General features: G+C 73.0%; 24 protein-coding genes. 14 read left to right on the forward strand and 10 right to left on the reverse strand.

The genetic code is table 11. The annotated features are described in order from the left end of the window. The first annotated feature begins 104 nt into the window (after window positions 1-104). The gene (locus ACFVVL_RS23280) at window positions 105-653 is read left to right on the forward strand and encodes an RNA polymerase sigma factor (RefSeq protein ID WP_387678152.1); all 549 of its coding nucleotides are present in this window, start codon (window positions 105-107) and stop codon (window positions 651-653) included. Window positions 654-689: 36 nt separating this feature from the next. Here ACFVVL_RS23280 and ACFVVL_RS23285 read toward each other — a convergent pair whose 3' ends face one another. Beyond that, a complete protein-coding gene (locus ACFVVL_RS23285) occupies window positions 690-1,601 on the reverse strand; it encodes an alpha/beta fold hydrolase (RefSeq protein ID WP_380287185.1) in 912 nt (303 codons plus the stop codon). Window positions 1,602-1,808: 207 nt separating this feature from the next. On the opposite strand from ACFVVL_RS23285, the gene ACFVVL_RS23290 reads away from it, so the two are divergent. Continuing rightward, on the forward strand, window positions 1,809-4,010 hold the full coding sequence (locus ACFVVL_RS23290; protein ID WP_387678155.1) for an MMPL family transporter: 2,202 nt from the start codon (window positions 1,809-1,811) through the stop codon (window positions 4,008-4,010). 81 nt (window positions 4,011-4,091) lie between these two features. On the opposite strand, the gene ACFVVL_RS23295 is transcribed toward ACFVVL_RS23290, so the two are convergent. Further along, window positions 4,092-4,775, reverse strand: coding sequence for a 4'-phosphopantetheinyl transferase (locus ACFVVL_RS23295; RefSeq protein ID WP_387678158.1), 684 nt, complete (start codon window positions 4,773-4,775; stop codon window positions 4,092-4,094). A gap of 303 nt (window positions 4,776-5,078) precedes the next feature. Between ACFVVL_RS23295 and ACFVVL_RS23300 the strand changes: the two genes are divergently transcribed. Beyond that, window positions 5,079-5,594 carry an RNA polymerase sigma factor gene (locus ACFVVL_RS23300; RefSeq protein ID WP_380287918.1) on the forward strand — a complete coding sequence of 172 codons (516 nt, stop codon included), beginning with the start codon at window positions 5,079-5,081 and terminating at the stop codon, window positions 5,592-5,594. Window positions 5,595-5,700: 106 nt separating this feature from the next. On the opposite strand, the gene ACFVVL_RS23305 is transcribed toward ACFVVL_RS23300, so the two are convergent. Next, a complete protein-coding gene (locus ACFVVL_RS23305; RefSeq protein ID WP_387678160.1) occupies window positions 5,701-6,228 on the reverse strand; it encodes a hypothetical protein in 528 nt (175 codons plus the stop codon). Window positions 6,229-6,554: 326 nt separating this feature from the next. Here ACFVVL_RS23305 and ACFVVL_RS23310 point away from each other — a divergent pair, with 326 nt between their 5' ends. Further along, window positions 6,555-7,922 (forward strand): ABC1 kinase family protein, encoded by a 1,368-nt coding sequence (locus tag ACFVVL_RS23310; protein ID WP_387678163.1) that lies wholly within the window; start codon window positions 6,555-6,557, stop codon window positions 7,920-7,922. 97 nt (window positions 7,923-8,019) lie between these two features. On the opposite strand, the gene ACFVVL_RS23315 is transcribed toward ACFVVL_RS23310, so the two are convergent. Beyond that, the gene (locus ACFVVL_RS23315) at window positions 8,020-8,649 is read right to left on the reverse strand and encodes a TetR/AcrR family transcriptional regulator (protein ID WP_387678166.1); all 630 of its coding nucleotides are present in this window, start codon (window positions 8,647-8,649) and stop codon (window positions 8,020-8,022) included. Window positions 8,650-8,791: 142 nt separating this feature from the next. Here ACFVVL_RS23315 and ACFVVL_RS23320 point away from each other — a divergent pair, with 142 nt between their 5' ends. From ACFVVL_RS23320 to ACFVVL_RS23340, 5 genes are all read left to right on the forward strand, one after another. Continuing rightward, the gene (locus ACFVVL_RS23320) at window positions 8,792-9,583 is read left to right on the forward strand and encodes a cyclase family protein (protein ID WP_387678169.1); all 792 of its coding nucleotides are present in this window, start codon (window positions 8,792-8,794) and stop codon (window positions 9,581-9,583) included. Between the two features lie 103 nt (window positions 9,584-9,686). Beyond that, complete coding sequence (locus ACFVVL_RS23325) at window positions 9,687-10,604, forward strand: fumarylacetoacetate hydrolase family protein (RefSeq protein ID WP_387678172.1); 918 nt, start codon at window positions 9,687-9,689, stop codon at window positions 10,602-10,604. After that, window positions 10,601-11,830 (forward strand): thiolase family protein, encoded by a 1,230-nt coding sequence (locus ACFVVL_RS23330; RefSeq protein WP_387678175.1) that lies wholly within the window; start codon window positions 10,601-10,603, stop codon window positions 11,828-11,830. Before ACFVVL_RS23325 ends, ACFVVL_RS23330 begins: the two co-directional genes overlap by 4 nt. Beyond that, on the forward strand, window positions 11,827-13,311 hold the full coding sequence (locus ACFVVL_RS23335) for an AMP-binding protein (protein WP_387678177.1): 1,485 nt from the start codon (window positions 11,827-11,829) through the stop codon (window positions 13,309-13,311). Before ACFVVL_RS23330 ends, ACFVVL_RS23335 begins: the two co-directional genes overlap by 4 nt. 260 nt (window positions 13,312-13,571) lie before the next feature. Next, complete coding sequence (locus ACFVVL_RS23340) at window positions 13,572-14,147, forward strand: hypothetical protein (protein ID WP_387678180.1); 576 nt, start codon at window positions 13,572-13,574, stop codon at window positions 14,145-14,147. Between the two features lie 104 nt (window positions 14,148-14,251). Here the strand turns inward: ACFVVL_RS23340 and ACFVVL_RS23345 are convergent, their stop codons facing one another. The 6 genes from ACFVVL_RS23345 to ACFVVL_RS23370 all read right to left on the reverse strand — a co-directional run bounded on the left by ACFVVL_RS23345 (window position 14,252) and on the right by ACFVVL_RS23370 (window position 19,423). Next, a complete protein-coding gene (locus ACFVVL_RS23345; RefSeq protein WP_387678183.1) occupies window positions 14,252-14,626 on the reverse strand; it encodes a hypothetical protein in 375 nt (124 codons plus the stop codon). Between the two features lie 86 nt (window positions 14,627-14,712). After that, a complete protein-coding gene (locus tag ACFVVL_RS23350) occupies window positions 14,713-15,105 on the reverse strand; it encodes a roadblock/LC7 domain-containing protein (RefSeq protein ID WP_387678186.1) in 393 nt (130 codons plus the stop codon). An 82-nt stretch (window positions 15,106-15,187) separates the two neighbouring features. Continuing rightward, window positions 15,188-16,249, reverse strand: a complete 1,062-nt coding sequence (locus ACFVVL_RS23355; protein ID WP_387678189.1) for a hypothetical protein — start codon at window positions 16,247-16,249, stop codon at window positions 15,188-15,190. Then, on the reverse strand, window positions 16,246-16,629 hold the full coding sequence (locus ACFVVL_RS23360; RefSeq protein ID WP_387678192.1) for a hypothetical protein: 384 nt from the start codon (window positions 16,627-16,629) through the stop codon (window positions 16,246-16,248). Before ACFVVL_RS23360 ends, ACFVVL_RS23355 begins: the two co-directional genes overlap by 4 nt. A 316-nt stretch (window positions 16,630-16,945) precedes the next feature. Continuing rightward, entirely contained in the window at window positions 16,946-18,268 is a 1,323-nt protein-coding gene (gene hisD, locus ACFVVL_RS23365) for a histidinol dehydrogenase (RefSeq protein WP_387678195.1), read from the reverse strand. A gap of 183 nt (window positions 18,269-18,451) precedes the next feature. Further along, window positions 18,452-19,423, reverse strand: coding sequence for a LacI family DNA-binding transcriptional regulator (locus tag ACFVVL_RS23370; protein ID WP_387678198.1), 972 nt, complete (start codon window positions 19,421-19,423; stop codon window positions 18,452-18,454). 383 nt (window positions 19,424-19,806) lie between these two features. Here ACFVVL_RS23370 and ACFVVL_RS23375 point away from each other — a divergent pair, with 383 nt between their 5' ends. The 5 genes from ACFVVL_RS23375 to ACFVVL_RS23395 all read left to right on the forward strand — a co-directional run bounded on the left by ACFVVL_RS23375 (window position 19,807) and on the right by ACFVVL_RS23395 (window position 25,010). Then, the gene (locus tag ACFVVL_RS23375) at window positions 19,807-20,724 is read left to right on the forward strand and encodes an ABC transporter permease (protein WP_387678201.1); all 918 of its coding nucleotides are present in this window, start codon (window positions 19,807-19,809) and stop codon (window positions 20,722-20,724) included. 82 nt (window positions 20,725-20,806) lie between these two features. Then, complete coding sequence (locus ACFVVL_RS23380) at window positions 20,807-21,604, forward strand: ABC transporter permease (protein WP_387678203.1); 798 nt, start codon at window positions 20,807-20,809, stop codon at window positions 21,602-21,604. 21 nt (window positions 21,605-21,625) lie between these two features. Further along, window positions 21,626-22,579: an ABC transporter ATP-binding protein gene (locus ACFVVL_RS23385; protein WP_387678205.1), complete on the forward strand. Its 954-nt coding sequence runs from the start codon at window positions 21,626-21,628 to the stop codon at window positions 22,577-22,579. Continuing rightward, window positions 22,576-23,406: an ATP-binding cassette domain-containing protein gene (locus ACFVVL_RS23390; protein ID WP_387678208.1), complete on the forward strand. Its 831-nt coding sequence runs from the start codon at window positions 22,576-22,578 to the stop codon at window positions 23,404-23,406. Before ACFVVL_RS23385 ends, ACFVVL_RS23390 begins: the two co-directional genes overlap by 4 nt. 68 nt (window positions 23,407-23,474) lie before the next feature. Next, window positions 23,475-25,010 (forward strand): ABC transporter substrate-binding protein, encoded by a 1,536-nt coding sequence (locus ACFVVL_RS23395; RefSeq protein ID WP_387678210.1) that lies wholly within the window; start codon window positions 23,475-23,477, stop codon window positions 25,008-25,010. Window positions 25,011-25,020 lie beyond the last annotated feature (10 nt).

The following is a 25,020-nucleotide window of genomic DNA, read 5'->3' on the forward strand; positions in this document are numbered from 1 at the left end:
CGGGGGCGGCCCGGCGCACTCCATCCGGATTCGAAAATAAATCAGGAAGGATCCGGAGCGAGCCCCGAGGGAGTGTCCGGGATCCGCGGGCCCTCTACCCGGACATGAGTGGAACAGAGCTGGACCGGGCGGCCGCACCGCCCGCCCTCGCGCCGTGGGAGGTCGCGGCTCCGCTGGTCCGCGCAGCCCGGGCGGGCGACGCCATGGCACTCAACGACCTGATGGAGCTGCTGCTCCCGTACGTCGGACGGCTCTGCCGGCCGATCGCCCTGGCGGATTCCGCGGACGCCGTGCAGGAGGCGATGATCGTGATCTTCCGGAGTCTGGGGAAGCTCAAGGACCCGAGCGCCCTGTACGCCTGGGTGCGCACCATCACCGTGAGGGAGGCGATCCGGGTGTCCCGGCGGGCGGGCCGGGAGACCCCGGTCGAGGACGTCGGGGACCGGCCGACCGGTACCGACGCCGAGCTGGCCTGCGACGTGCACGACGTGCTGGGCCGGCTGTCACCGGAGCATCGGGCGATCCTGGTGCTCCGGGAGCTGGAGGGTCTGGACGAGCACACCGTCGGCGGGACCCTCGGGCTGGCCCGCGGAACGGTCAAATCCCGCCTGCACCGCGCGAGAAGGAGCTTCCGGGCGGCCTGGCTGGCGTGAGCCGGGGGCGGCGGCCGGTGCCGCCGCCCCCGGTCCTCACCCCTGCCGCCCCTCGAACAGGCTCACCGCCGCCCGGGCCACCAACTCCGGCCGCTCCTCGTGCAGGTAGTGTCCGCACCCCGGGACGCCCTCGGCCCGCAGCGCGGACGCGTTGCGCTCCCCTCCCGCGAGCACGCTCGGCGGCAGGACGACGTCCCGCTCCCCGGTGAGCAGCCGGGTCGGGGTGCTGAGCCGCAGCCCGCGGTAGCGGCCGAGGGCCAGTCCGGCGACGTCTCGCACCGCGAAGGCCCTGTGCAGCGCCTCGCCCGCCCGTGCCGCGCCCGGTTCGGCGCTGGCCGCCACGAACTCCTCCAGCGCGCCGTCCTCCCAGGCCGCCTGGTCCACCACCCCCCGACGCAGCAGGTACCTGGTGAAGCCGGGCCGGCGGCGCAGCACCCAGCGGCCGAGCAGCGGCGACTCCAGGAAAGCGGTGTACCAGAAGCGCCAGGCCTGCGGTGCCAGCCTGCGGTGGAGCGGCCAGGGGTGAACGATGTTCAGGGCGAGGAACGCCCTGAACCGCTCGGGCGCGCGCGCACAGAGCATGAACCCGGCCCAGGCCCCCCACTCGTGGCCGATCAGCCGGACCGACGGCAGGCCGAGCGCGTCCATCAGCGCGAGCACGTCCGCCACCCGGGTGTCCGTGTCGTATCCGCCGGCCGGGGCCTGCGACCAGCCGAAGCCGCGCAGGTCGGGGCAGATCAGGCGGTACTCCCCGGCCAGCAGCGGGATCACCTTCCGCCAGGCGTACCAGTGCTGGGGGAAGCCGTGCAGCAGCAGCACGGGTTCGCCCTGTCCGGCCTCGGCGACGTGCAGCCGCACGCCGCCGATGTCGACGTACCGGTGTCGGACACCGGCCAGTGGGGGGAAGGGCCGGGGCTCCTCCGGGATGGTGGTGACGGTCCTCTGCACGGTTCCTGCCTGTCTGTCGGGGGGAGCCGGAAGCTCCCGGTCGTCCGGGCTGCCTGCCAGGAGGGCCGCACCGGGCCGGAGGTTCCGGCCGGCTCGGGCGGAATCGGCACGGAACTCCTGCCGGGGCCGGCTCCTCCTGACCCCCTGACGGCTCGGGTGAGCCGGTTCCGACGGACCTGGGAGACGAACGTGCGAAGCAGGCGAGGATTGGCAGAGGCGGCGGGGCGCTGGAGCGCGACCCACCGGTGGACCGCCGTGCTGCTCTGGTTGGCCTTCGTGGCGGTGGCCACCGTGCTGGGCGGCGCGGTGGAGACGCAGAGCCCGACGGCCGCCCAGCTGACCAACGGTGAGTCACACCGGGCGGAGCAGATCCTGGGACGGGCCGGGCTCTCGCTGCCCGCCCACGAGGTGGTCCTCGTCCAGGACACCGGCGGCACGGTCGACTCGGACCGCTTCCGGGCCGCCGTCGGCGACACCGTCAAGGCACTGAACGACAGCGGCAGGACCGCCGACGTGGTCTCTCCGTTCGATTCGGCGGGGCAGGCCGCGATCTCGGCGGACCGCCACTCGGCCCTGGTGCAGTTCGACATGGCGGGCGACGCGCTCAAGGCCGAGGAGAACGTGCAACCAGTGCTCGACGCGGTCGCCCGGGTCGCCAAGGCCCACCAGGGCCTGCGCATCGAGCAGTTCGGCGAGGCCTCGTTCCGGCACGGCTACGACGCCAAGCTGCACACCGACTACTCCGACGCCGAGACCCTGTCCTTCCCGGTGACGCTCGGCATCCTGCTGATCGCCTTCGGCGCGGCCGTCGCCGCCGTGCTGCCCGTCCTGCTGGCCGCGACCGTGGTGACCGCGGCCGGCGGGCTGATGGCGCTGGCCAGCCATCTGGTGCCGATCGACCAGAACGGCAGCTCGGTGATGTCGCTGATCGGCATCGCGGTCGGCGTCGACTACTCGCTCTTCTACCTCAAGCGGGTGCGCGAGGAGCGGGCGGCCGGACGCGGTACCGAGGCCGCGGTGACCGCCGCCGCCGCCACCTCCGGACGCTCGGTCGTCGTCTCCGGCCTGACCGTGATCGTCTCGCTGGCCGGGCTGTACCTCTCCGGCAACGGCGTCTTCCTCGGCATGGCCACCGCGACCATCATCGTCGTCGCCGTCGCGGTGGCGGGTTCGGTGACCGTCCTGCCGGCCCTGCTGTCGCTGCTCGGCCACCGGATCGACAAGGGCCGCATCCCGCTGCGCCGGCGCGCCCGGGCCGCCCGCGGCCGTACCGGCGTGATCGACCTGGTGCTGCGCCGCCCCGCCCTGTCCCTGGCGCTCTGCACGGCCTTCCTGGGGGCGCTGCTCGTCCCGGCGTTCGCCCTGAACACCTCGGACGCCGGCGTCGGCGACCTGCCGGCGGACAGCCTGCCGGCCCTGCAGACCTACCAGCGGATCCAGCAGGCCTTCCCCGGCGCGGGTTCCCCCGCGAAGATCGTCATCAAGGCCGACGGCCTCGGCGGTCCGGACGGGCAGGCCGCGCTGGACCGCCTTCGCGCCGCGGCCGACTCGACCCCGGGCCTGCGCGGTCCGGTGACCTTCCACGTGAACGCCGGCGGCACGGTCGGCGTGGCCACCGTCGCCCTGGACGGCGACGGCACCGACAGGACCTCGGTCGCGGCCCTGCGCACGCTGCGCGAAACGGTGCTCCCGCGCGCCTTCGCCGGGCTCGCGGGCGCCGAGACCGCGGTCGGCGGTACCACGGCCGTCTCGGAGGACGGCAACCGGAACCTCTCCGACAGCACTCCCTGGGTCGCGGGCTTCGTCCTGCTCTTCACCTTCGGCGTAATGCTCTTCTCGTTCCGCTCACTGGCCCTCGCCGCTCTCACCCTGGTGCTCAACCTGCTCTCGGTCGGGGCCGCGTTCGGCTTGATCGTGGTGGTCTTCCAGCACGGCTGGGGCGAGGGCCTGCTCGGATTCACGGCCACCGGGGGCATCGCCTCCTGGGTGCCGCTCTTCCTCTTCGTCTTCCTGTTCGGACTCTCGATGGACTACCACGTGTTCGTGGTGAGCCGGATCCGCGAGGGCCGGGACCGCGGACTGCCCACGGCCCGGGCCGTCGCCGAGGGCATCAAGGGCACGGCCGGCGTGGTCACCAGCGCCGCGATCGTGATGGTGGCCGTCGCGGCGGTGTTCGGAGCGCTCCCGCAACTGTCCATGAAGGAGTCCGGCGTCGGCATGTCGGCGGCCGTCCTGATCGACGCCACCCTGGTCCGAGCGGTGCTGCTGCCCGCCGCGCTGATCCTGCTGGGCGACCGCAGCTGGTACCTGCCGCGGCTGCTGCGGTGGCTCCCCGGCGGCGGGCACACCGAGGCCGCGCCGGAGCCCGGGCCCGTGCCGGAGCGCGACTCCGCCGAGGCACTCGCCTGAGGCGCCGGACGCCCTCCGTGCGCAGTGGCGCCGGGCCGCTCCCGCTCTGCGGGGGCGGCCCGGCGCACGTTCCGGGCCCGGTCAGCCGGCCGGCAGCGCCCAGCCGAGCACGCCGGCGCCCAGCCGCCGGACGGACACCGCGACCCGGAGGCCGGGCCGGGCCACCGGCGCGGCCTGCCAGCCGTCCTGACGGGGCGTCAGGCGGACCGCGCGCAGCCCGGGCAGCTCCTCCGGTTCCAGCAGCGGGCTGAGTGCCTTGAACGCGGCCTCCTTGGCGCTGTACAGCGCCAGCAGCCGGTCCGCCGCGTCCGGGGCCGAGCGGTCGAACAGGTGCCGCTCCCCCCGGTTCAGCACCAGGTGTGCGGCGGCCGTCGGCGGGCCGCACAGTTCGATGTCGACGCCCAGTGTCCGGTACCGGGCGGCCGGCCCGGCCAGCGCCACCGCGACGCCCTGCGAGTGGCTGATCGAGGCCCGGACGCCGGCGGGGAGCCTGGGGCGCGGGCCGTCGCGGAGCACCGGTCCGGAGTCCAGCCCGGCCCGGCCGAGGGCCCGGTGCAGCGCCTCGCGCCCGGCCAGGAACTCGGCCCGGCGGCGGGCCGGGAACGCCGCCGCGAGCTGCCGCTCCGCCTCGTGCACGCCGCGGCCCGTCGATCCGGCGGCGTGCGCCACGGCCAGCCGCAGTCCGCTCGAATACCCGAACTCCGCTTCCAGAATTGACACGTAGAGGTCAATTCCGGTCCTGTCGGCCCACTGCTCGGTCTTCACCCGATCACTCCTATTACTCCCGGTGGCGGACGCGGTTCCGCTGGGAAGAGGGCGCGGGGGGCCGTTGCACTCCTCGGGTGCCGCTGCGCGACCCTGCGACCAACTACCTGCTGGTACAAGGGAATTACCGCCAATCGCTGCCCTAGAGGGCCTACGATCGGTTACACTTCCGCCCGGAGACGAAGTCATCGGCGCGCCGCCGCATCCGGAAGCGGCCGCGCGCCGGGTTATCGCACAGAACGCCCGAGGGGCGACTGCACGCGAGCCGCGCTTGGCTCTAACGGGGACATGGGGGATCCGTCGATGGAATTTTCGCATGCGCGCGAACAAGATGACCTGGCCGATCTGGTGAAAAGAGCCCAGCGGGGCGACGTCATCGCAATGGAACGAATTCTGGCAATTCTCGCACCGTATGTCGGACGGGTGTGTGCGCCGATCGCCCTGCAGGACGCCGCGGACGCGGCCCAGGAGTCGATGATCGCGATCTTCCGGAGGTTGCACCAGCTCAAGACGCCCGAGGCGCTGTTCGGCTGGGCCAAGGCGATCGCCCTGCGCGAGGCCGTCCGGGTCGCGGCCAGGGGGCGGAAGTCGTCGCCGGCCGAACTCGCCGACGAGCCCGACCCGACGGACACCGAACTCGCCGCGGACATTCGCGACGCACTCGACCGGCTTTCTCCCGAGCATCGCGCCATATTGACGATGCGGCACATCGAAGGATTCGACGAGCAGACGGTCGCGAGCATTCTCGACGTCCCCGTCGGAACGGTGCGTTCACGACTGTTCCGGGCGCGTGCGATATTCCGCAGATCCTGGTTCTGAGAAGTCCGGGGAAGCGGAACGGGAAGGGCCGGACATGGTGCGGTGCGGGACGCCTTTGAGGGTGCGTCCCGCACCGGATCGATCCGATTCCGACAGGCGGATCGGGTCAGTCCGCGGGCGGCAATGCGGCCATGGCGGAAACGCGGGACTCCAGACGGTCCATCAATACCCTGCCTTTCCAGTCCGGAGAACTCCCGAGGAACGAGCCGACCGCACGGATGCCCGGCAGCCGCAGGCCGCCGAAGAGGGCGAACCGCACCCCGTCCCCCTCGGGCACCGCGGCCATGCCCCCCACCACGGCCTTGCTCTGCATCAGGCACCAGCCGGGCCGCAGCACCACGTCGAAGCGCTCCCGGTGGCCGATCCTGCTGGTGGCCACGCCGGACCACCGATCGCCGCCCGACTCGGCGGGTTCCAGGCTGAACGCCCTGAGGCCGGTGATGAGTCCCGGCAGCTCCCCTTCGAGATCGCTCGCCACCGACCAGACCGCGTCGAAGGAAGCCGTCAGCGTGCGTTCGGCGAACATCCGGTGGCCGCCTGCGGCAGCCAGCACCCGAAGGCGCCGCACCGCGTCGAGCTCGACCGAGGGCCAGTCCTGCCGCACCCGCCCGGCGAGCCCCTCACCAGTACCCATGTTCCCTCCCATGACCAATCGTCCAGCCACCGTGTCGGGGAGGACGGCGCCCGCAGGTCCCTGTCGCGTTGTGGATGATCGACGACCCGGGCCGCGGACCCTGCACCCGGGGGTTCGGGGGTGGATACCTCCATCGTGTCAGAGGGCCCGGGCACTCCGGGCAATCCCTCCGATGTCCCGGCAATCGCCGGGCGGCCACCGGGGCCCGCCGCGGCGCCGGGACCGCCGTCGCCGGGAAAGTCACTAGCGGGCGGGGAGTGCCTCGGGTCCGCCGCTCCTCTTTCCGGTCGGACACCGCGTCCGGCGGACAGAGAGGATCCCGGCGCATGGAGCGGAACGAGGAACGCCCGGCCGAGGGCCGGCTGCCCGGCCCCGGGGCCGGCATCCCCTGGCGGCCGGCGGCCCGCTCGGCCCGTCTGGCGACACTGCCGCTCGGGTACGCGGGCAGGTCGGCCGCCAGGGTCGGCCGACGGTTGCTCGGGCAGTCCGCCGAAGCGGTCGCCGAGGAGTTCCAGCGGCGCACCGCCGAGCAGCTCTTCTCCGTGCTCGGTGAACTCAAGGGCGGCGCGATGAAGATCGGCCAGCTGCTCTCGGTCTTCGAGGCCGCGCTGCCGCCGGCCCTCGTGGGCCCGTACCGGGAAGCCCTGGCCCGGCTCCAGGAATCGGCACCGCCGCTGGGGTTCGACGCCGTACGGCACACCCTCGCCGAGGAGCTCGGTGCGTCCTGGCCGGAGTCGTTCCGCGCGTTCGCGGAGGAGCCGGAGGCCGCCGCCTCCATCGGGCAGGTGCACCGGGCCCGCTGGGAGGACGGCCGCGAGGTGGCCGTCAAGATCCAGTACCCGAACGCCCGGGAGGCCCTGCTCGGCGACTACGCGCGCATCTCCCAGCTGATGCGCGTCCTCGGTCTGCTCTACCCGGGCCTCGACATCGGGCCGATGGTCGCCGAGTTGAAGGAGCGGGTGGCCGAGGAGCTGGACTACCACCTGGAAGCGGGCGCGCAGCGCGCCTTCGCCGAGACGTACCGCGACGACCCCGACATCCACGTGCCCGCCGTGATCGCACAGACCTCCCGGGTCCTGGTCACCGAATGGCTGCCCGGCCGGCCCCTCGCCGACGTGATCGCCGGCGGCACCCGGCAGGAACGGGACGCGGCCGGGCTGCGGTTCACCCGCTTCCTGCTCTCCGGCCCGGGGAGGGCCGGGCTGCTGCACGCCGACCCGCACCCCGGCAACTTCCGCCTGCTGCCGGACGGCCGGCTCGGCGTCCTGGACTTCGGCGCGGTCAAACGGCTCCCCGACGGGCTGCCGCACACGCTCGGGACGCTCCAACGCCTCGCCCACCAAGGGGACTTCGAAGCCGCCGAACAGCTCATGCGGGAAGCCGGCCTGCTCCGGCCGGGAGCGCGGGCCGGGGCGGAGGCCGTCTCGGCCTTCCTCGCCCCGCTTGCCGTACCGGCGGCGCAGGAGGAGTTCCACTTCACCCGGTCCTGGCTGCGGGAGGAACTGGCCCGGGCCGCGTCCCCCGGCACCCGGGGACTGATCCGCCGGCTCAACCTCCCGCCGTCCTACGTCCTGATCAACCGCGCCGTCACGGCCGGAAGCGCCGTGCTCTGCCAACTGGACTGCACCGTCCCCTTCCGGGCGGAGGCGCTGCGCTGGCTGCCCGGTTTCGCGTCCGGGGAAGCGACCCCGTGAGCCGGCACCGGGCCGGCCCCGCGCCGGGCGCCGTCGGGCGGGCGCCCCGCAGCGGGGGACGGGGACCGGGGGCCGTCGGGCGGGCCGTCCGGCGCGGTCAGGTCCCGGATCGCGGCCCCGCACCCGGTGCCCGTCGCGACGGCTCGGCGGCGGAGAGCGCGTCGGTGTAGATGCCGGTCATCGCCGTCACGGCCCGCCGGCGGTCCAGGTCCGGGTCCAGGCGGTGCTGGATGTTGATGCCGAGGGTGCCGCCGAGCAGGGCCGCCGCGACGGCGTCCGGGTCGGTGACGTGCGCGCCCGTCGCGCGCAGATGGCCGGCGTACAGGCCGCGGATCCTGGCGTACTCCTCGGCGTAGGTGGCGCGCAGGGGGGACTCGCGGCTCACGGCCTCGATCAGGAGCGTCGAGAAGATGTGCGCCTCGGGCCGGGACATCAGCGCGAAGTTCGCCTCGATCAGGGCCTCGACGCCGGCCTGCGGACCGGCCTCGGCGAGGCGCTCGCGCATGAACTCCGCGCCCCACCGGAACGCTTCCTCGACCACCGCTTTCAGCAGGCCGTCCTTCGAGCCGAAGTGCCACGCCACGGAGCCCCGGCTGATGCCGGAGCGCTCCGCCACGGCCTGGACGGAGGCCGCGGCGGCTCCGCCCTCGGCGGCGAGTTCCCAGGCGGCGGCCACCAGCCGGCGCCGGGTCTCGGCGGAGATCTCCTGCTTGCGGGTCGCGCCCACGCGGTGTCCTTCCCAAGGTTGCGGCCGCCTGACCCGGCCGATTCTGTCACGCCGCGGCCCGGTGGTTCCGGGGCGGCGAACGGTTGCCTGTGTCGAGCGTCCAGTTCTATGCTGAGCGTCCAGTAACCGAGGAGGAGCCGTCATGGAACTGATCGACCTGACCAGGACGCTGGACCCCGCCGACCGCGAGCTGCTCCCCGAGCAGCTGCGGCCGCTCGCCGAGGTGATCGCGCCCTCCATCGCCTACGCCCACCCCGCGGGCGAGGGCCGCGAGCAGTTCGCCGCCGCCCTGCACTGCCGCGTCGAGGACCTGCCCGACGGCGAGGGCTGGGGCGCGGAGACGCTGACCGACTTCAGCACCCACCTCGGCACCCACGTCGACGCCCCGCTGCACTACGGCTCGACCTGCGAGGGCAGGCCCGCCCGCACCATCACCGACATCGCCCTGGACGAACTGTGGTGCGAGGCGCTCGTGCTGGACCTGCGGGGACGCTGCGAGCTCGACGCCCCGATCACCGTCGGGGCGCTGGAGGCCGCGCTCGCCGAGAACGGCGCCCCCGTCCCGGCCGGCGGCGCGGTCCTGCTGCGCACCGGCCAGGAGCGCTACGGGCTGTCCGACCCCGAGTTCTTCCGCTACCCGGGGATGAGCCGCGAGTCGACGCTCTTCCTGGCCGGCCTCGGGGCCAAGGTGCTCGGCACCGACGCCGGGGGCTGGGACCTGAGCTTTGCCGTGATGGCCCGCAGGTTCCGCGAGAGCGGCGACAACTCCGTGCTGTGGGACGGCCACCGGGCCGGCCGGGAGCGGGAGGTCTTCATCGTCCAGCAGCTGACCAACCTCGCCGCGCTGCCGCCGTCCGGCTTCCGGGTGGCGTTCTTCCCGATCAAGATCGCCCGCGCGAGCGCCGCCCCGGCCCGCGTCGTCGCCTTCGTCTGACCTCACCGGCCGCCGTCCGGGCCGATCGCACCGGCCGCCGTCCGACCCCACCCCGCTTCCCGTCCCCTCCCGAGAAGAGGCCCCGACCGTGAAACTCGCAACCGTGGAACACGAGCGTGCCGAGCGGACCGCGCTCGTCCTCGACCAGGGCGCACGCCTGCTGCTGCTCGACCGCGCCCACCACCTGACGACCGGTGACCACGCCCCCGCGCTGGCCACCATGCAGGCGATCATCGACGGCGGCGATCCGGTACGGCCGATCCTGGACCGGCTCGCCGACCGGGCGCCGGACGAAGCCGTGGTCGCCGCCTCCGAGGTCCGCTGGCTCTCCCCGCTGCCCAGGCCCGTGCAGATCCGGGACTTCGGCGCCTTCCCCGGCCACTTCCGCAACGCCCGCGCCCGGATCCAGGGCATTGCGGCCGAGCAGGTCGAGCTGCCGGCCGTCATGCTCGAACGGCCCCTGTACTACCTCACCAACCGGCTCTCGGTGACCGGCCACGACAGCGACATCGCCTGGCCCGGCTACTCCTCGGTGCGGGACTACGAGCTGGAGTTCGCCTGCGTGCTCGGCCGCGGCGGTACCGACATCACGGTCGCGGACGCCCCCTCGCACATCTTCGGCTACACGGTCTTCAACGACTTCAGCGCCCGCGACACCCAGCTGGAGGAGATCGCCACCGGCCTGGGCCTGAGCAAGAGCAAGGACTTCACCGACTCCAACGTCCTCGGCCCCTGGATCACCACCGCCGACGAGGTCGGTGACCCCTACCGGCTCACCATGACCGCCCGCGTCAACGGCGAGGAGGTCAGTCGCGGCACCACCGCCGACATGCACCACACCTTCGCCGACATGATCGCCTTCGCCTCCCGGGCGACCCGGCTGCACGCCGGAGAGGTCTTCGGCTCGGGCACCGTGCCCACCGGCTGCGGACTGGAACACGGCCGCTTCCTGCAACCCGGCGACACCGTGGAACTCGAAGTCTCCGGCCTCGGCATCCTGCGCAACCGGGTGGTGTCATGAACCGCGAAGCACTGGTCCTCGGCGTCGGCGCGACCCCCTTCGGCCGCCACCTCGACCGCACCGCCGGCGACCTCGCCGGGCAGGCCGCCCACGAAGCGCTGCGCGACGCCGGACTCACCCCGGGCGACGTCGGCGCCGTCTTCCACGCCACGGTCAGCCAGAAGGCCATCGACGGCCAGCACATGATCCCCGGCCAGGTCGCGCTGCGCCCGCACGGGTTCGCCGGCGTGCCCGTGGTGAACGTGGAGAACGCCTGCGCCGGCGGCGCCACCGCGCTGTGGCTGGCGATCGCCCACGTCCGGGCGGGCCTGGCGGACGTCGCCCTGGCCGTCGGCGTGGACAAGCTGGTCTGCGCCGACCCCGCCCGGGGGCTGGCGGTGTTCGACGGTGCCATGGACGTCGCCCACCGCGAGGAGACCCTCGCCGCCCTCGCCGCCCTGTCCGGCCCCCTGCCGCCCGAGCTGTCCGTCCCCGACGGCGACCGGTCGGTGTTCATGGAGATCTACGCCTCCCTGGCCCGCGCCCACATGCAGCGCTTCGGAACCACCGAGGCCCAGCTGGCCGCGGTCGCCGCGAAGAACCACGCCCACTCCGTCCACAACCCCCGGGCCCACTTCCGCAAGCCGTTCACCGCCGACGAGGTCCTCGCGGCGCGACGGGTGGCCTGGCCGCTGACCGTGCCGATGTGCTCACCGGTCAGCGACGGCGCCGCCGCCGCCGTCGTGACCAGGGCCGACTTCACCCGCGACGACGCGGCCGTGGCGGTCCTCAGCAGCGTCCTGCTGTCCGGTACGGACCGGGCGGCGGACGAGGCCGAGCGGCACATCGGCCGACGGGCCGCCCGCGCCGCCTACGAGAAGGCCGGGGTCGGGCCGCAGGACGTCGACGTGGCGGAGGTCCACGACGCCACCGCCTTCGGCGAGATCCAGCAGGTGGAGAACCTGGGCTTCTGCCCGATCGGCGACGGCGGCCCCTGGTCGGCCTCCGGCGCCGGCGCACTGGGCGGCAGCCTCCCGGTGAACCCGTCCGGAGGACTCGAATCCCGCGGCCACCCGGTCTCCGCCACCGGGCTCGCCCAGGTCTTCGAACTGGTCACCCAGCTGCGCGGCCGGGCCGGCGGGCGGCAGGTCCCCGGCGCGCGCATCGCCGTCGCCGAGAACGGCGGCGGCCTCTACGGAATCGAGGAGGCGGTGGCCGCCGTGACCGTCCTGGGGAGAACGCGATGAGACCCGGATACGCCGACCTGATCCTGTCCGCGCTGCGCAGACGGCCCGGACGCACCGCCTTCCGCTTCACGGACGACGACGGGACCGAGCGGACCTGGACCTACGGCGGGACCGCGGACCGGATCGAGCGCACCGCGGCCGCGTTCGGGCGGCTGGGGCTCGCCCCCGGCGACGGGATCGCCCTGCTCTGCGGCCCGGACCCGCGGGCGTTCACCGTCATGGCCGCCGCCTGCCTGGCCGGACTGCGCTACACCGCCCTGCACCCGCTGGCCACCGCCGCCACCGACCGGACCGTCCTGCGCGACAGCGCGTCCGACCGCCTGGTCGTGGACGACACCCGCTTCGCCTCCCGCGCCCGCCCCGAGGGCGTCCCGGCGATCACCCTCGCCGAACTCGACGGCCTCGCCGCCGACACGGCTCCCGGTCCGGACGACCCGCGCGGCCCCGCCCTCTACCTCTTCTACACCGGCGGCACGACCGGCGAGCCCAAGGGCGTGATGCTGCGCGACCGCTCCCTGCTCGCCAACGCCTGGGCCTGTTCCACCTGGGCCTGGCCGCCGGACACCCACTTCCTGATCACCACCCCCATGTCGCACGCCGCCGGCCTCCTCGTCGCCCCCGGCCTGCTGCGCGGCGCGAGCTTCGAGCTGCACCCCTCCTTCGACCCGGACCGCGTCATCGACGCGATCGAGCACGGCGGGGTGAGCGCCACGTTCGTCGTCCCCACCATGCTCTACGCCCTGCTCGACCACCCCCGGCTCCCCGCCGCCGACCTGTCGGGGCTGACCTGGGTCCTCTACGGGGCCGCGCCCGCCGACCCCGCCCGGCTCGCCGAGGCGCACCGCCTCCTCGGGCCGGTGCTCAGCCAGCACTACGGCCAGGCCGAGGCCCCCAACGCGCTGACCGTCCTGGATCCGGCCGAACACCGCGACGACCCGCACGTCCTGGGCAGCTGCGGCCGGCCGGTGCCCGGCGTGGAGGTCGCCCTGGTCGACCCGCACGGCCGGCCGGTGCCGGACGGCGAGCCCGGCGAGCTGTGCGTCCGCGGGCCGCTCGTGATGGACGGCTACTGGAACAAGCCCGAGCAGACCGCGGCGGCGCTCGAAGGGGGCTGGCTGCACACCGGCGACGTGGCCCGCCGGGACGGCACCGGCCTGATCACGATCATCGACCGGCTCAAGGACACCATCATCACCGGCGGTTTCAACGTCTACCCGCGCGAGGTCGAGGACGCCCTCGCCGCCCACCCGGCGGTCGCCGCCGTCGCCGTGTACGGCACCCGCGATCCGCACTGGGGCGAAGCCGTGACCGCCGCCGTGGTCCTGCGCCCCGGGCAGCACGCCACCCCCGCCGAACTGACCGAGCACGTCCGGGCCGGCCGGGGCGCGCTCTGGGCCCCGAAGCGGATCCACCTCGTCGACGCCCTTCCCCTCACCGCCCTGGGCAAGGTCGACAAGAAGAAGCTCCGTAACCGGCCCTGAACGGCCGCGAGTCCCCGGGCCTCGGACGCCGCTCGGTCGAGTCGTTCCGGGTTGTCGTCCGAGGTCCTGAGGGCGGCGGCTACATTTTTCAACCCCCCTCAGTGGTACTGGAGTTCGTCCCCCAGGGGCTGGCCGTCGGGGCGTCGGGCGGACACGCTGGTGGTGGCCGCGCCGTTCTCCCGGGCGGGCCTCGGGGTCGGCGGTGCCGGGGCGCCGCGGTCTCCTCGTGCCCGACCCCGGACCGAGGAAGGCGGCCCCCGATGGACGAGACGCTCGACGGGTTCCTGCCCGTCTACGGCCACCGCACCGTGCACGGCATCACCCTCGCGGCGGCGCCGCAGGAGGTGTGGGCGGCGCTGAACGCGGTGACGCTGGCCGACCTCCCGCTGCCCAGGATGCTGCTGGCGCTGCGGACCCTGCCCTCCCGGCTGCGCGGCAAGGGACCGGACCTCCTCGACCGGTCCGTGCCGCTGGCCGACCTGTTCCGCAGGGACGGCCGCTGGGTGACGCTGGCCGAAGAGCCCGGCCGCGCCCTGGTGCTGGGCCGGGTCGCACGGTTCTGGAGCCCGGTCCCGCGGGAGCCGGCGACGCTGCGGGACGGCGCGGGATTCCTGGCCTTCGCCGAGCCCGGCTACGCGAAGGCCGTGATCTCCCACCAGGTGTTCGCGCACGGCACCGGTTCGCGGCTGGTGACCGAGACGCGGATCCAGGGGACCGATGCCCGCGCCGGGCGGCGGTTCGCCGCCTACTGGCTCCTGATCCGTCCGGGTGTCGGGATCATCCGGCGCAGTGCCCTCGCCGCGGCGGGCCGTCGCTGCGACGGTCCCCGTTCCTGACGCTCGTCGCGGGGAGCCGGGTGCCGCCGGCTCGGCACCCCGCCCGTACCGGAGGCCGGCCCGGACCGGGGTCACCCGGCCCGGGCCCGGAGCCCGAGGGCGGGTCAGACCTCCAGGTCGGCCTCGATCCTGGTGAGCTGGTGGCGGGCCATCGCGAGGTTGGCCCGGCTCTTGTCCAGCGCGAGGTAGAGGAACAGGCCCTTGCCGCTCTGGTTGGTGAGCGGGCGGATCAGGTGGTACTGGCTGCTGAGGGTGATGAGGATGTCCTCGATCCCGTCGGCGAGGCCCAGCATGTCCATGGTGCGCATCTTGGCGCGGACCACGTCGGTGTTCCCGGCGGCGGCCACGTTGAGGTCCAGGCCGCCGGGGCCGTCGAGGGTCGCCAGCGCCATGCCGCTGTTGTAGTCGACCAGGGCCGCGCCGATGGCGCCCTCGATCGTGGTCATGGCCTGCTTCAGCGCGCCTGCGGCGTCGGTCATGTCGGTGTCTCCGGTTCGTGGGACGGAAGGGGGGATGAGGGGGATGAGGGGGAACGGGGTGGGATCGGTGGGGCGGCCCGGGGCGGTCAGAACTCCCGGGCCTCCTTGGGCGATGCCGTCTCGTTCAGGAGCGCGGCGATGCGCCGGGCGGAGCGGCGGGCCTCCAGGTGCAGGCGGCCGACGTTCGCGTCCGGGTGGGCGAGGGCGGTGAGCACACAGCTCCCGCCGGCCGCGTAGATGGCGACGTAGCCGTTCTCGCCGCGCACCAGTGACTCCCGGAACTCGCCCTGGCCGGTGCTGTCGGCCAGCCGGTGGGCGAGGCCGAGCGAGGCCGCGCTCATCGCGGCCAGGCCCGAGGGCTCGGTTCCATGGGTGTCATGGGCGATCGGCAGGCCGTCCACACTGGCCACCAGGCCGCCCGTGAGGTGCGGCACCCGCTGCCTGAGGGCACGGAGTTCGGCCAGCAGCTCGGTCTCCAAGGCGATCAGTTGTCTCCTTTCGACACGCTGCCTGAGTGCCCGCCTCATGACCGTGAGGGCGGGGTCGCGGGCGGAGCGTGGTTCAAAGTCGGGCCTCCAGAAGGGTTCGGACCCGGATCAGTACGGTGATGTCCGGGGCGGCGACGGGGGACGGGCGTGGAGCCGGTGCCTGGTCGGCCGCGTCGCCGGTGAGCGCGGCGAGCGCCGCACCCGGTACGCGGCTGTGCAGGGTGCCGGGGGGCCGCGGTTCCGGCACCCGCTCGGCCGCGCCGTCCGGTGGCCCGCCCGCCGGCTCCGCACCCGCCGGCTCCGCACCCCACGCCGGCTCCGCACCCCACGCCGGCTCCGCACCCGCCGCCGGCGTGGAGCCGGGGTCGTACGCGTGGCCCGCGTCCGGACCGGCCCCGGTCCCGGTCAGCAGGCCGGCGGCGGCGAGCCGGCGGACGTCCGCCGTGGTGGCGAACGCGGAGCGGCCGAGCAGCCGGGCCAGTTCGGCCGGGGTTCTCCGGCCGTCCGCGTGGTCGAGCAGCTCGCACTGGCGCCGGGTCGGCGGGCGGAGCCGGCGGGCATGGCGTGCGGGGGCGGCGGTCGGCGGGACGGCGGTCCGGCACAGCGGCGCGGTGTCGAACTGCGCCGAGGGAAGGATGCGGTCCAGCAGGTGCCGTCGGCGCTCGGCCTCCCGGCGCAGCCGGTGGGCACCGACCGCGGTCACCGGGCCGAGCCAGTGCCGCACGCCCGGCGTGAAGGTCCAACGGGCCGGGGCGGCAGGGGCGGTGGCGGGCGCGTCGAGCAGGAAGCAGGCGGCGTCGAAGAGCGCGCCGAGGTGGCAGAGTTCGAGCTCGCCCCGGGTCAGCCGGCCCTGGTCGACCAGGCCCTCGCCGACCCGCGCGAGGGGGCCGAACCGGTGGACGGCGTCCTGCCAGGCCTCAGGACTGAGCCGGCCGCAGGCGGTGAGCAGGGTGGCGAGGTCGGGCGCCCGGTCGGACTCGGCGTGGGCGACCAGGCCGTCGACCAGGTAGAGGGCGCCGCCCGGGCCGCGCAGCGCACCGGTGGCGCGTTCACCGGCGAGCCGTTCGACGGCCGCGCCCGCGCCGGTGACGGCGCCCGCACCGGCGCGCGGGGCGCCCGTGACGGTGTTCGTCATCCGAGCACCAGGTCCTCGGTGAGCGCCTGGAGGCGGAAGCGGGCGGCGGCGAGGTTGCCCTCCGCGCGGTCGAGCCACAGGTGCAGGACGAGCCGGCTGTCGAAGACGGTGTCGATGAAGCAGAGCAGGTGGTAGCCGCGGTCGGTGGTCAGGAGGATGTCCTGCAGCGGCACCTCGCGGTCTTCCGCCGCGGTGAACGTGGCGGCCTCGACGGCCGCGCGCACCAGGTCGGTCGCCTCGGCGGCCGTGGTGTCGTGGTCGCCGGTCGGACCGACTCCGGCGCTGCCCAGCGCCAGCCCGCTGCTCCAGTCGATCAGACTCGCCGCACGGGCGCCGGCGATCGCCATCGCCTGGTGCAGGCACTCGTCGATACCCGGCACTCGGGCTCCTCCGGAGGGTTCGGGAAGGAAACGGCGCGGCGGGGTACCGCATGCCGGTGGGAATGCCGCGACTCGGGCATGTCCGACACGGAAGGGTAATGGCGGAATCGCCGTTATGAACGTGCCAGTGGCATATTCACACCATAAGGACACACTTTCGGCCACTCTCCGCCCTGCTCATCGGCGCCGCCCGCGGCCCGAGGGGCTGGAGGCGGCCTGTGACCCGAGTGGCGCGGCCCCCTCCCGGAGGCGGGAGAGGGCCGTGACCGGCGGTGCCGTGGGTGCGGGACCGGTGGGCATCGCCGGGGGAGGACGGTCAGGAGCGGTCCGCACCCGCGTACCGGTCGGTCCACGTCAGCGGGGCCCCGGCGTACTTGGCGGCGCGGACGTCGCCCGAGCGGGCGTGCCCCTCGAACAGCTCGACGCGGGCGGCCCGGCCGCACAGCTCCCCGAGTGCCGCGGAGGACTCCGGGTCGCGGACCTCCTGGTACGTGACGGTGCGCAGGTACATCCCCACCCACAGGCCGCCGGTGTAGCGGGCCGCGCCACGGGTCGGCAGGACGTGGTTGGTGCCGATGACCTTGTCCCCGTAGGACACGCAGGTGCCCTCGCCGAGGAAGAGTGCGCCGTAGGCGTGCATCCTGTCCAGGGCCTCGCGGGGGTTCTCGGTGAGGACCTGGACGTGCTCGAAGGCGAAGGAGTCGGCGATGCGGTAGGCCTCGTCGAGGTCGTCGGCCAGGATGACCTGGCCGTGGTCGCGCCAGGCGGGGCCGGCGATGTCGCCGGTCCGCAGTCCGGGCAGGATCTCCTCGATGTGCCGCTGCACCGCGGTGGCGACCCGTTCGCTGGTGGTGACCAGGACGGCGGGTGAGTCCGGGCCGTGCTCCGCCTGCGACAGCAGGTCGACGGCGGCGATGAACGGGTCGGCGGTGTCGTCGGCGATGACGAGGATCTCGGTCGGACCGGCGAACAGGTCGATGCCGACCTCGCCGAACAGCTGGCGCTTGGCCTCGGCCACGTAGGCGTTGCCGGGGCCGGCCAGCATGTCCACGGGCGTCATGGTCTCGGTGCCGACGCTCATCGCGGCGATGGCCTGGACCCCGCCGAGGATGTGGATCTCGTCCGCGCCGGCGAGGTGCAGCGCCGCGACGGTGGCGGCGGGGATCTCGCCGCGGATCGGCGGGGTGCAGGCGACCACGCGCGGCACGCCGGCGGCCTTGGCGGTCACCACGGTCATGTGCGCGGAGGCGGTCAGCGGGTAGCGGCCGCCGGGGACGTACGCGCCGACCGACCGGACCGGGACGTGGCGGTGGCCGAGGAGGACGCCGGGCCCGGACTCGACCTCGATCTCGGACATCGAGGCGCGCTGGGCCTCGGCGAACCGGCGGACGTTGGCCTGGACGGTCCTGATGTCCTCGATGACCTGCGGGTCGAGGCTGTTCATGATGTCGGCGAGCTGCGCCGCGTTCAGCCGGAAGGACTCCGGCTCCCAGCGGTCGAAGCGTGCCGAGAGCTCACGGACCGCCTCGTCGCCGCGGTCGCGGACATCGGCGATCAGCTCGCGGACGGTCGTCGCGACGGCGTCGTCGTCCGAGGGGGCGGTGGACCGGGTGACAGCGGCCTTGATGGTGCGGGACACGCCGAGCTCCTCAATCGTGAATGGATACGTATCCATTGGATACGTATCCACAGCATGGAAGGCGATGACTCGACGGTCAAGGGGTGATGCATGAGCGGTTCGGAATCCGTTCAGCCACGGACGGCGGGAACGGTGGGAGCGCGGCGAACGGCGCGGACGGCGGGAGCCGCGCGGACGGCGGGCTCAGGCGGGAGGGGCCGTGGTGGAGCGCAGTACGAGCTCCACCGGGAGGACCTCGTGCCGGTGCGGCAGGTCCGGGGACGCCAGCCGGTCCAGGAGCAGCTCCACGCCGACCCGGGCGATCCGCTCCAGCGGCTGACGCACCGTCGTCAGGTCGATGCGCTCCCACGCGGACAGCGGCACGTCGTCGCAGCCCACGACGCTGAGCCCGGCCGGCACCGCGACACCGGCCGCCGCGGCCGCGTTCAGCGCGGCGTACGCCATCACGTCGTTGTGGCAGAACAGCGCCGTCGGCGGTTCGGCGCTCGCGAGCAGGGTGCGCACCGCCTCGTACGCGGTGGCGTAGTCGTAGGCCCCGTCGGTCTCGGTGAGGGTGGCGCCCGCCGTTGCCGCGACCGTGCGGCGGAAGGCGAGGGCGCGCTGCCGGGCGGTGCTCGTCCCGGCCAGGCCGCACACCATCGCGATCCGGCGGTGTCCCAGGTCCAGCAGGTGCGCCGCGGCGAGTTCGCCGGCGGTCGGGTTGTCGGCCTCGACCTGATCGGCGGGGAAGTCCTTGAGCGTGCGATGGCACAGCACCACGGGGATGCCGTGCGCCAGCATCCGGTGCGCGAGCGGCTCCTGCTCGACCGCCGCGGTGAACACGACCCCGTCGACGCCTTCGCGGCGCAGCAGCGCCAGCCCCTCCTCGTCGGACAGCACGTCGGTGACCAGCGACAGGCGCAGGTCGTGCTGGTGCAGCACGGTCTCCATCGCCTTGACCATCACCGGGTAGAACGGATTCGTCAGATCGCGGATCACCACGCCGATCAGGCCCGACCGGGCGCCCACCAGGCTCCGTGCGGCCTGGCTGGGCTGGAAGTCGTACTTCGCGACCACGTCGAGCACCCGGCGCCGGGTCTCCGGGGCGACGCTCCCGCCGTTCAGCACGCGCGAGACCGTCGACTGCGCGACTCCCGCCTCCCGTGCGATCTGCACGCTCGTGACAGTGGGCCGCCGCACCATGGGTCCTCACCTCCGGGTCATGTGGGGGCAAGCATAGGGATCCCCGCCGGACGTCCGCTCCCGCGGCGGGCCCGCGGCGGGCCCGTGGCGCCCCGGACGCGCGGCCTGCGCGCCCCGGCCGCCGTCGTCAACTCGCCTTTCGCCGCGGCCGGTTGGGAGCGGTCGAGGGATCCCTGCGGCGGATCCGCGCACCCGGCCCCGGACCGGGTCCCGACCCCGGCCCCGACCCGGGATCCGGCTCGGGTCCGGCCTTTCCGCATCGTGGAAAAGCATTGACGCATGACGGAAAAGGCTGCTAAACGTTTCCCCCCCGGCTCCGAATCGCACACCACGATGTACCCGAATGAGGAGGATCGTTGGGCTACTACGTCGGACGACGTCTGCTTGAAGTCGTCCCCACCCTCTTCCTGATCGTGACGATCGTCTTCTTCCTCGTCTACATCGTGGGGGATCCGGTCGCGCTGATGCTCGGCGAGAACGCCACGCCCGAGCGGATCTCGGCCATTCGCGACGCGATGGGACTGGACGACCCGCTGCCGGTCCAGTACTGGCATTACATCGTCTCGGCCGTCACCGGTGATTTCGGTGACTCGTACCAATACCACGAGCCCGCTCTGGCCATCGTTCTGGAGCGCCTTCCCGCCACACTGATGCTCGCCGTCGGGTCGATCGTCCTGGCCCTCGTCATCGCCATTCCGATGGGGGTGTGGGCGGCCGTGCACCGGGGCGGGGCCGTCGACCACCTCGTTTCCTCGGTATCGGTCGTCGCCAAGGCGGTGCCCACGTTCTGGCTGGGCATCATGCTGATCATGCTCGTCTCCGTGAACCTGGGCTGGCTCCCGGTCTCCGGCAGCGGAACCTGGGCCCACCTGGTGCTTCCCGTGATCACGCTCGGAACGGGCACCGCGGCCGAGATCACCCGGCTCGTGCGTTCGAGCATGGTGGAGATCCTCGGGCAGGACTACATCCGGACCGCGTACGGAAAAGGCCTGCGTGAATCGCTCGTCGTCTTCAAGCACGGTTTCAGCAACGCTTTCATCCCGGTCGCCTCGATCACCGTGCTCCAGTTCTCGGCGCTGCTCGGCGGCGCACTCGTCACCGAATCCGTATTCGCGTGGCCGGGGCTCGGACAGCTCCTGGTCAAAGCGGTGACACAGCGGGACATGCCCATCGTCCAGGCGGCGGTATTCGTCGTGGCGGTGATGGTCATCGGGCTGAGCATTCTGTCCGACATTTCGTTCAAGCTCGTCGACAGGCGGATCAACCTTGACTGAATCCATCGGCCTTCCGCGGGCGGGCACCGCCGCGCGGCGCAGAAAGGCCCTCCGGAGCATTCCCTTCCCGGCGGTCGTCGGAATGTTCCTGCTGATCGTGCCGGCCGCCGTCGCGATATTCGCGCCGTGGATAATGCCGCACGACCCCGCGGCGATCGACCCGTCGCAGGCGCTCATTCCGCCGCTCCCGTTCGAGGGGAGCGACCCGGCCCACCTGCTGGGCACCGACAACCTCGGCCGCGACATGCTCAGCCGCCTCATCGACGGTTCGCGCATCTCGCTGCTGGTCGGCGTGCTCGGCGTGGTCCTGGCCGGATCGATCGGCCTGGTGGCCGGCCTGCTCGCCGGCTACTACGGACGGTTCGTCGACGCGGTGATCATGCGGCTGGTCGACGCGCTGCTCGCCATTCCCGGCATCCTGCTGATCCTCGTCATCCTCGGCGTGGTGAAGCCCGGTCTGACGACGCTCGTCGTCGTGCTCGGCCTGACGAACTGGGTGGTGTACGCCCGTCAGATCCGCGCGGAGGTCCTGGAGATCCGCGAGCGCCTGTTCGTCGAGGCGGCGAAGAACTTCGGCGTCCCCCACACCCGGATCCTCCTGCGGCACATCGCGCCGAACGTCATGCCGACGTTCATCGTGCTCTCCACGCTGAGCGTGGCGACCATCATCATCACGGAGTCCTCGCTCAGCTTCCTGGGCCTGGGGGTGCAGCCCCCGGACGTCTCCTGGGGCCTGATGCTCACCAGCGGCCGCGACTACATCACCAACGCGTGGTGGCTGAGCACGCTGCCGGGTCTGGCGATCGCCGGCACGGTGCTCGGGATCCTCCTCCTCGGCGACTGGCTGCGGGACACCCTCGACCCGCGACTGGGGGTGTGAACAGTGCACGGGAACGAACCCATGCTCAGCATCCGGGACCTCCGGGTGAGGGCGGAGAAGCGCGACCTCACCCTCGTCGACGGCGTGTCGCTCGACATCCGCGCCGGCGAACGGGTGGCCCTGGTGGGCGAGTCCGGCTCCGGCAAGAGCCTCACCTGCATGGCGGTCATCAACCTGCTGGCGCGGGGCCTGCGGATCTCGGGCGGTGAGATCCTCTGGCAGGGCGAGGACGTCTCCCGGGTGTCCGCCGGCCGGATGCGGCAGCTGCGGGGCCGTGAGATCTCGATGATCTACCAGGAGCCGCTGACCTCGCTCAACCCGGTCCTCTCGATCGGGAACCAGCTGGGCGAGGCCGCCAGGCACGTCTCCGCCTCGCGCGCCGACGTGCTGTCGATGCTCGACCGGGTCGGCTTCCACGAGCCGGAGCGGGTGCTGCGCCGGCGCCCCCACGAGCTGTCGGGCGGGATGCGCCAGCGCGTCATGATCGCGATGGCCCTGCTGGGCAGGCCCCGGCTGCTCCTCGCCGACGAGCCCACCACGGCCCTCGACGTCACGGTGCAGGACCAGGTGCTGAAGCTCGTCTACGACATCACCGTCGAGACGGGCACCGCCCTGCTGCTGGTGAGCCACGACCTCAACGTGGTGCGCCGGATCGCGGACACGGTCGCCGTGCTGTACACGGGGCGGATCGCCGAGAGCGGACCGACCGAACGGGTGCTGTCCGAACCCAGGCACCCGTACACCGACGCCCTGCTGCGCTCGGTCCCCTCCCTCGGCTCGAAGGCCGACCGGCTCACCGCCATCCCCGGGCGGGTGCCGACGCCGCACGAGTGGACCGACGGCTGCCGGTTCGCCGCGCGCTGCGAGTTCGCCACCGGGACCTGCGGCGACAAGCCGCCGTTCGCGGAGTTCCGGGGGCAGGCCTCGGCCTGCTGGCACACCGACCGTCTGATCGAGTCGAAGGGCGCACGATGACCGCCGACACCGCGCTGCCCGGCACCTCCCCGGACGCGGCCGTGCGCGTCACGGCGCTGTGCAAGACCTTCCGGGTCGCCGACGGGTTCTTCGGACGCAAGAAGGACTTCGCCGCCGTGCGCGACGTCGGTCTGTCCGTGCCCAAGGGGGCGACCCTGGGCATCATCGGGGAGTCGGGCTCCGGGAAGACGACGGTCGCCCGGATGCTGGCGGGTCTGCTGACGCCGACCTCGGGCGACGTCCTGATCACCGGCGCACCGGTCTTCGACGCCAGGGGCCGCACCACGGCCGCGGGACGCACCGCGGCGCAGATGGTGTTCCAGGACCCGTACTCCGCGCTGAACCCGCGGATGAACGTGCGCTCCATCCTCGCGGAGCCGCTCACGGTGGCGCCGCGCGCGAGCCGGCAGGAGATCGCCCGGCGGGTGGCCGAGCTCACCGACCAGGTCGGCATGTCGGCCGCGGCGCTGGAGAAGTACCCGCACGAGTTCTCGGGCGGGCAGCGGCAGCGCCTGGTGATCGCCCGCGCCCTGGCGCGAAAGCCCCAGGTGCTGATCTGCGACGAGCCGGTCTCCGCGCTCGACGTCTCGATCCAGAGCCAGATCCTCAACCTCCTCAAGGACCTCCAGGAGGAGATGGGCCTGACCTACGTCTTCATCGGCCACGGGCTGGAGAGCGTCCACTTCATGAGCGACCGGATCAGCGTCATGTACAAGGGCGCGGTCGTCGAGCATGGCACGGCGGACGACATCCTCCACCGCCCCGGCCACGAGTACACCCGGCGGCTCATCGAGTCGTCGCGCGCGCAGCCCTTCAGGACGCGTTGACCGTCCGACCGCGACCCCTCCCGCCGGCACCGGCGGGAGCGGGCGAACCGTTCGTGAAAGGACCGATGATGAAGAAGAGACTCACCGCGGCGCTGGCCGTGGCGGCCGTGCCGCTGGCCGGGTGCATGCCCGTCGCGAGCAGCGGGGGAGAGGGCGGCGCGCACAAGGACACCCTCGTGTTCGCGCAGAACGTCGACCCCCGCAACCTCGACCCGCAGAACGCCGTGCAGACGTCGGCCGACCGCATCAACCGGAACATCTACGACCGGCTGTTCACCAGGGACGAGTCGATGAAGATCGTTCCTCAGCTGGTGACCGACTACCAGCAGGTGGACGACGAGACCTGGACGTTCCGGCTCCGCGAGGACGTCACGTTCCAGGACGGGTCGCCGCTGACCGCCAAGGACGTCGTGTTCACGATCCACCGGCTGAAGGACCCCGCGCTGCTGGAGGCCCGGTGGTTCGAGCAGATCGCCGACGCCACGGCGGTCGGCGACCACGAGGTCCGGATCACGACCAAGGGCGCGATGCCGACCCTGCTCGCGGTGCTGGCGAAGAGCGGCGCCGACATCGTCCCGTCGGCCTACATCGAGAAGAACGGCATCGAGGAGTTCGTCAAGGCCCCCTTCGGCTCCGGGCCGTACAAGTTCGTGGAGTGGAAGCGCGACGACCGCGTCACCCTGGAGCGCAACGACGCCTACTGGGGCGGCGCCCCGAAGTGGAAGCGCGTCGAGGTCCGCACCATTCCCGAGAACTCCACCCGGGTGTCCGAACTCCTCACCGGTGGCGTCGACATCGCGACCGAGATCCCGGTGATCGACTGGAAGCGCGTCGACTCCGGCAGGACCGCGATGGAGCTCGGGGAGACGACCCGGGTGATGCTGCTCGTGCTGCGCCTGGACGACCAGTACGCGACGAAGGACCCCCGGGTCCGTGAGGCGATCGACCTCGCGATCGACAAGAAGGCGATCGTCGACACGCTCTTCGGCGGCAAGGCGACGCCGGTGCGCACGCGCGCGCCCAAGACGGTGTTCGGCGGGGACCCGTCCCTCTACAACACCGCGGCGTACGACCCCGAGCGGGCGAAGGACCTGGTGAAGCAGGCCGTCGCGGACGGGCGCAGCGTGAAGCTGCACTACAGCGCGTCGCGCGGGACCTACCCGATGGACGCCGAGCTCGCGGAGATGGTGACCGCGATGCTCAAGAAGGCCGGCTTCAACGTCGAGCTGGAGATCCTCGAAGGCGGTGCCTTCGGCGACATCTACAGCAAGTACACCAACAAGGACGTGTACCAGGTCGCCTTCGCGGACGGCCTGATGGACTCCTCGTACGCGCTCCAGGGCTTCTCCACCGTCCTGGGCAAGCCCCGGATGGGATACAGCAACCCGAGGGTCGACGAGCTGCTCGCCCAGGCGAACCGGACGATGGACGAGGCCGCGCGCAGGACGGCGTACTCCGAGGTCCAGAAGATCATCGCCGACACGGACCGGCCGATGGTCTCCCTCTACACGCAGCCGGCGGCGTTCGGCGTCTCCAAGGACGTGGCGTTCACGCCGCGTGCCGACGACGGGTTCGTGTTCGACGACGTGACGCTCGCGAAGTAGTGCGCGGGAG

Source organism: Kitasatospora sp. NPDC058115, assembly GCF_042884635.1.
GTDB lineage: Bacteria > Actinomycetota > Actinomycetes > Streptomycetales > Streptomycetaceae > Kitasatospora.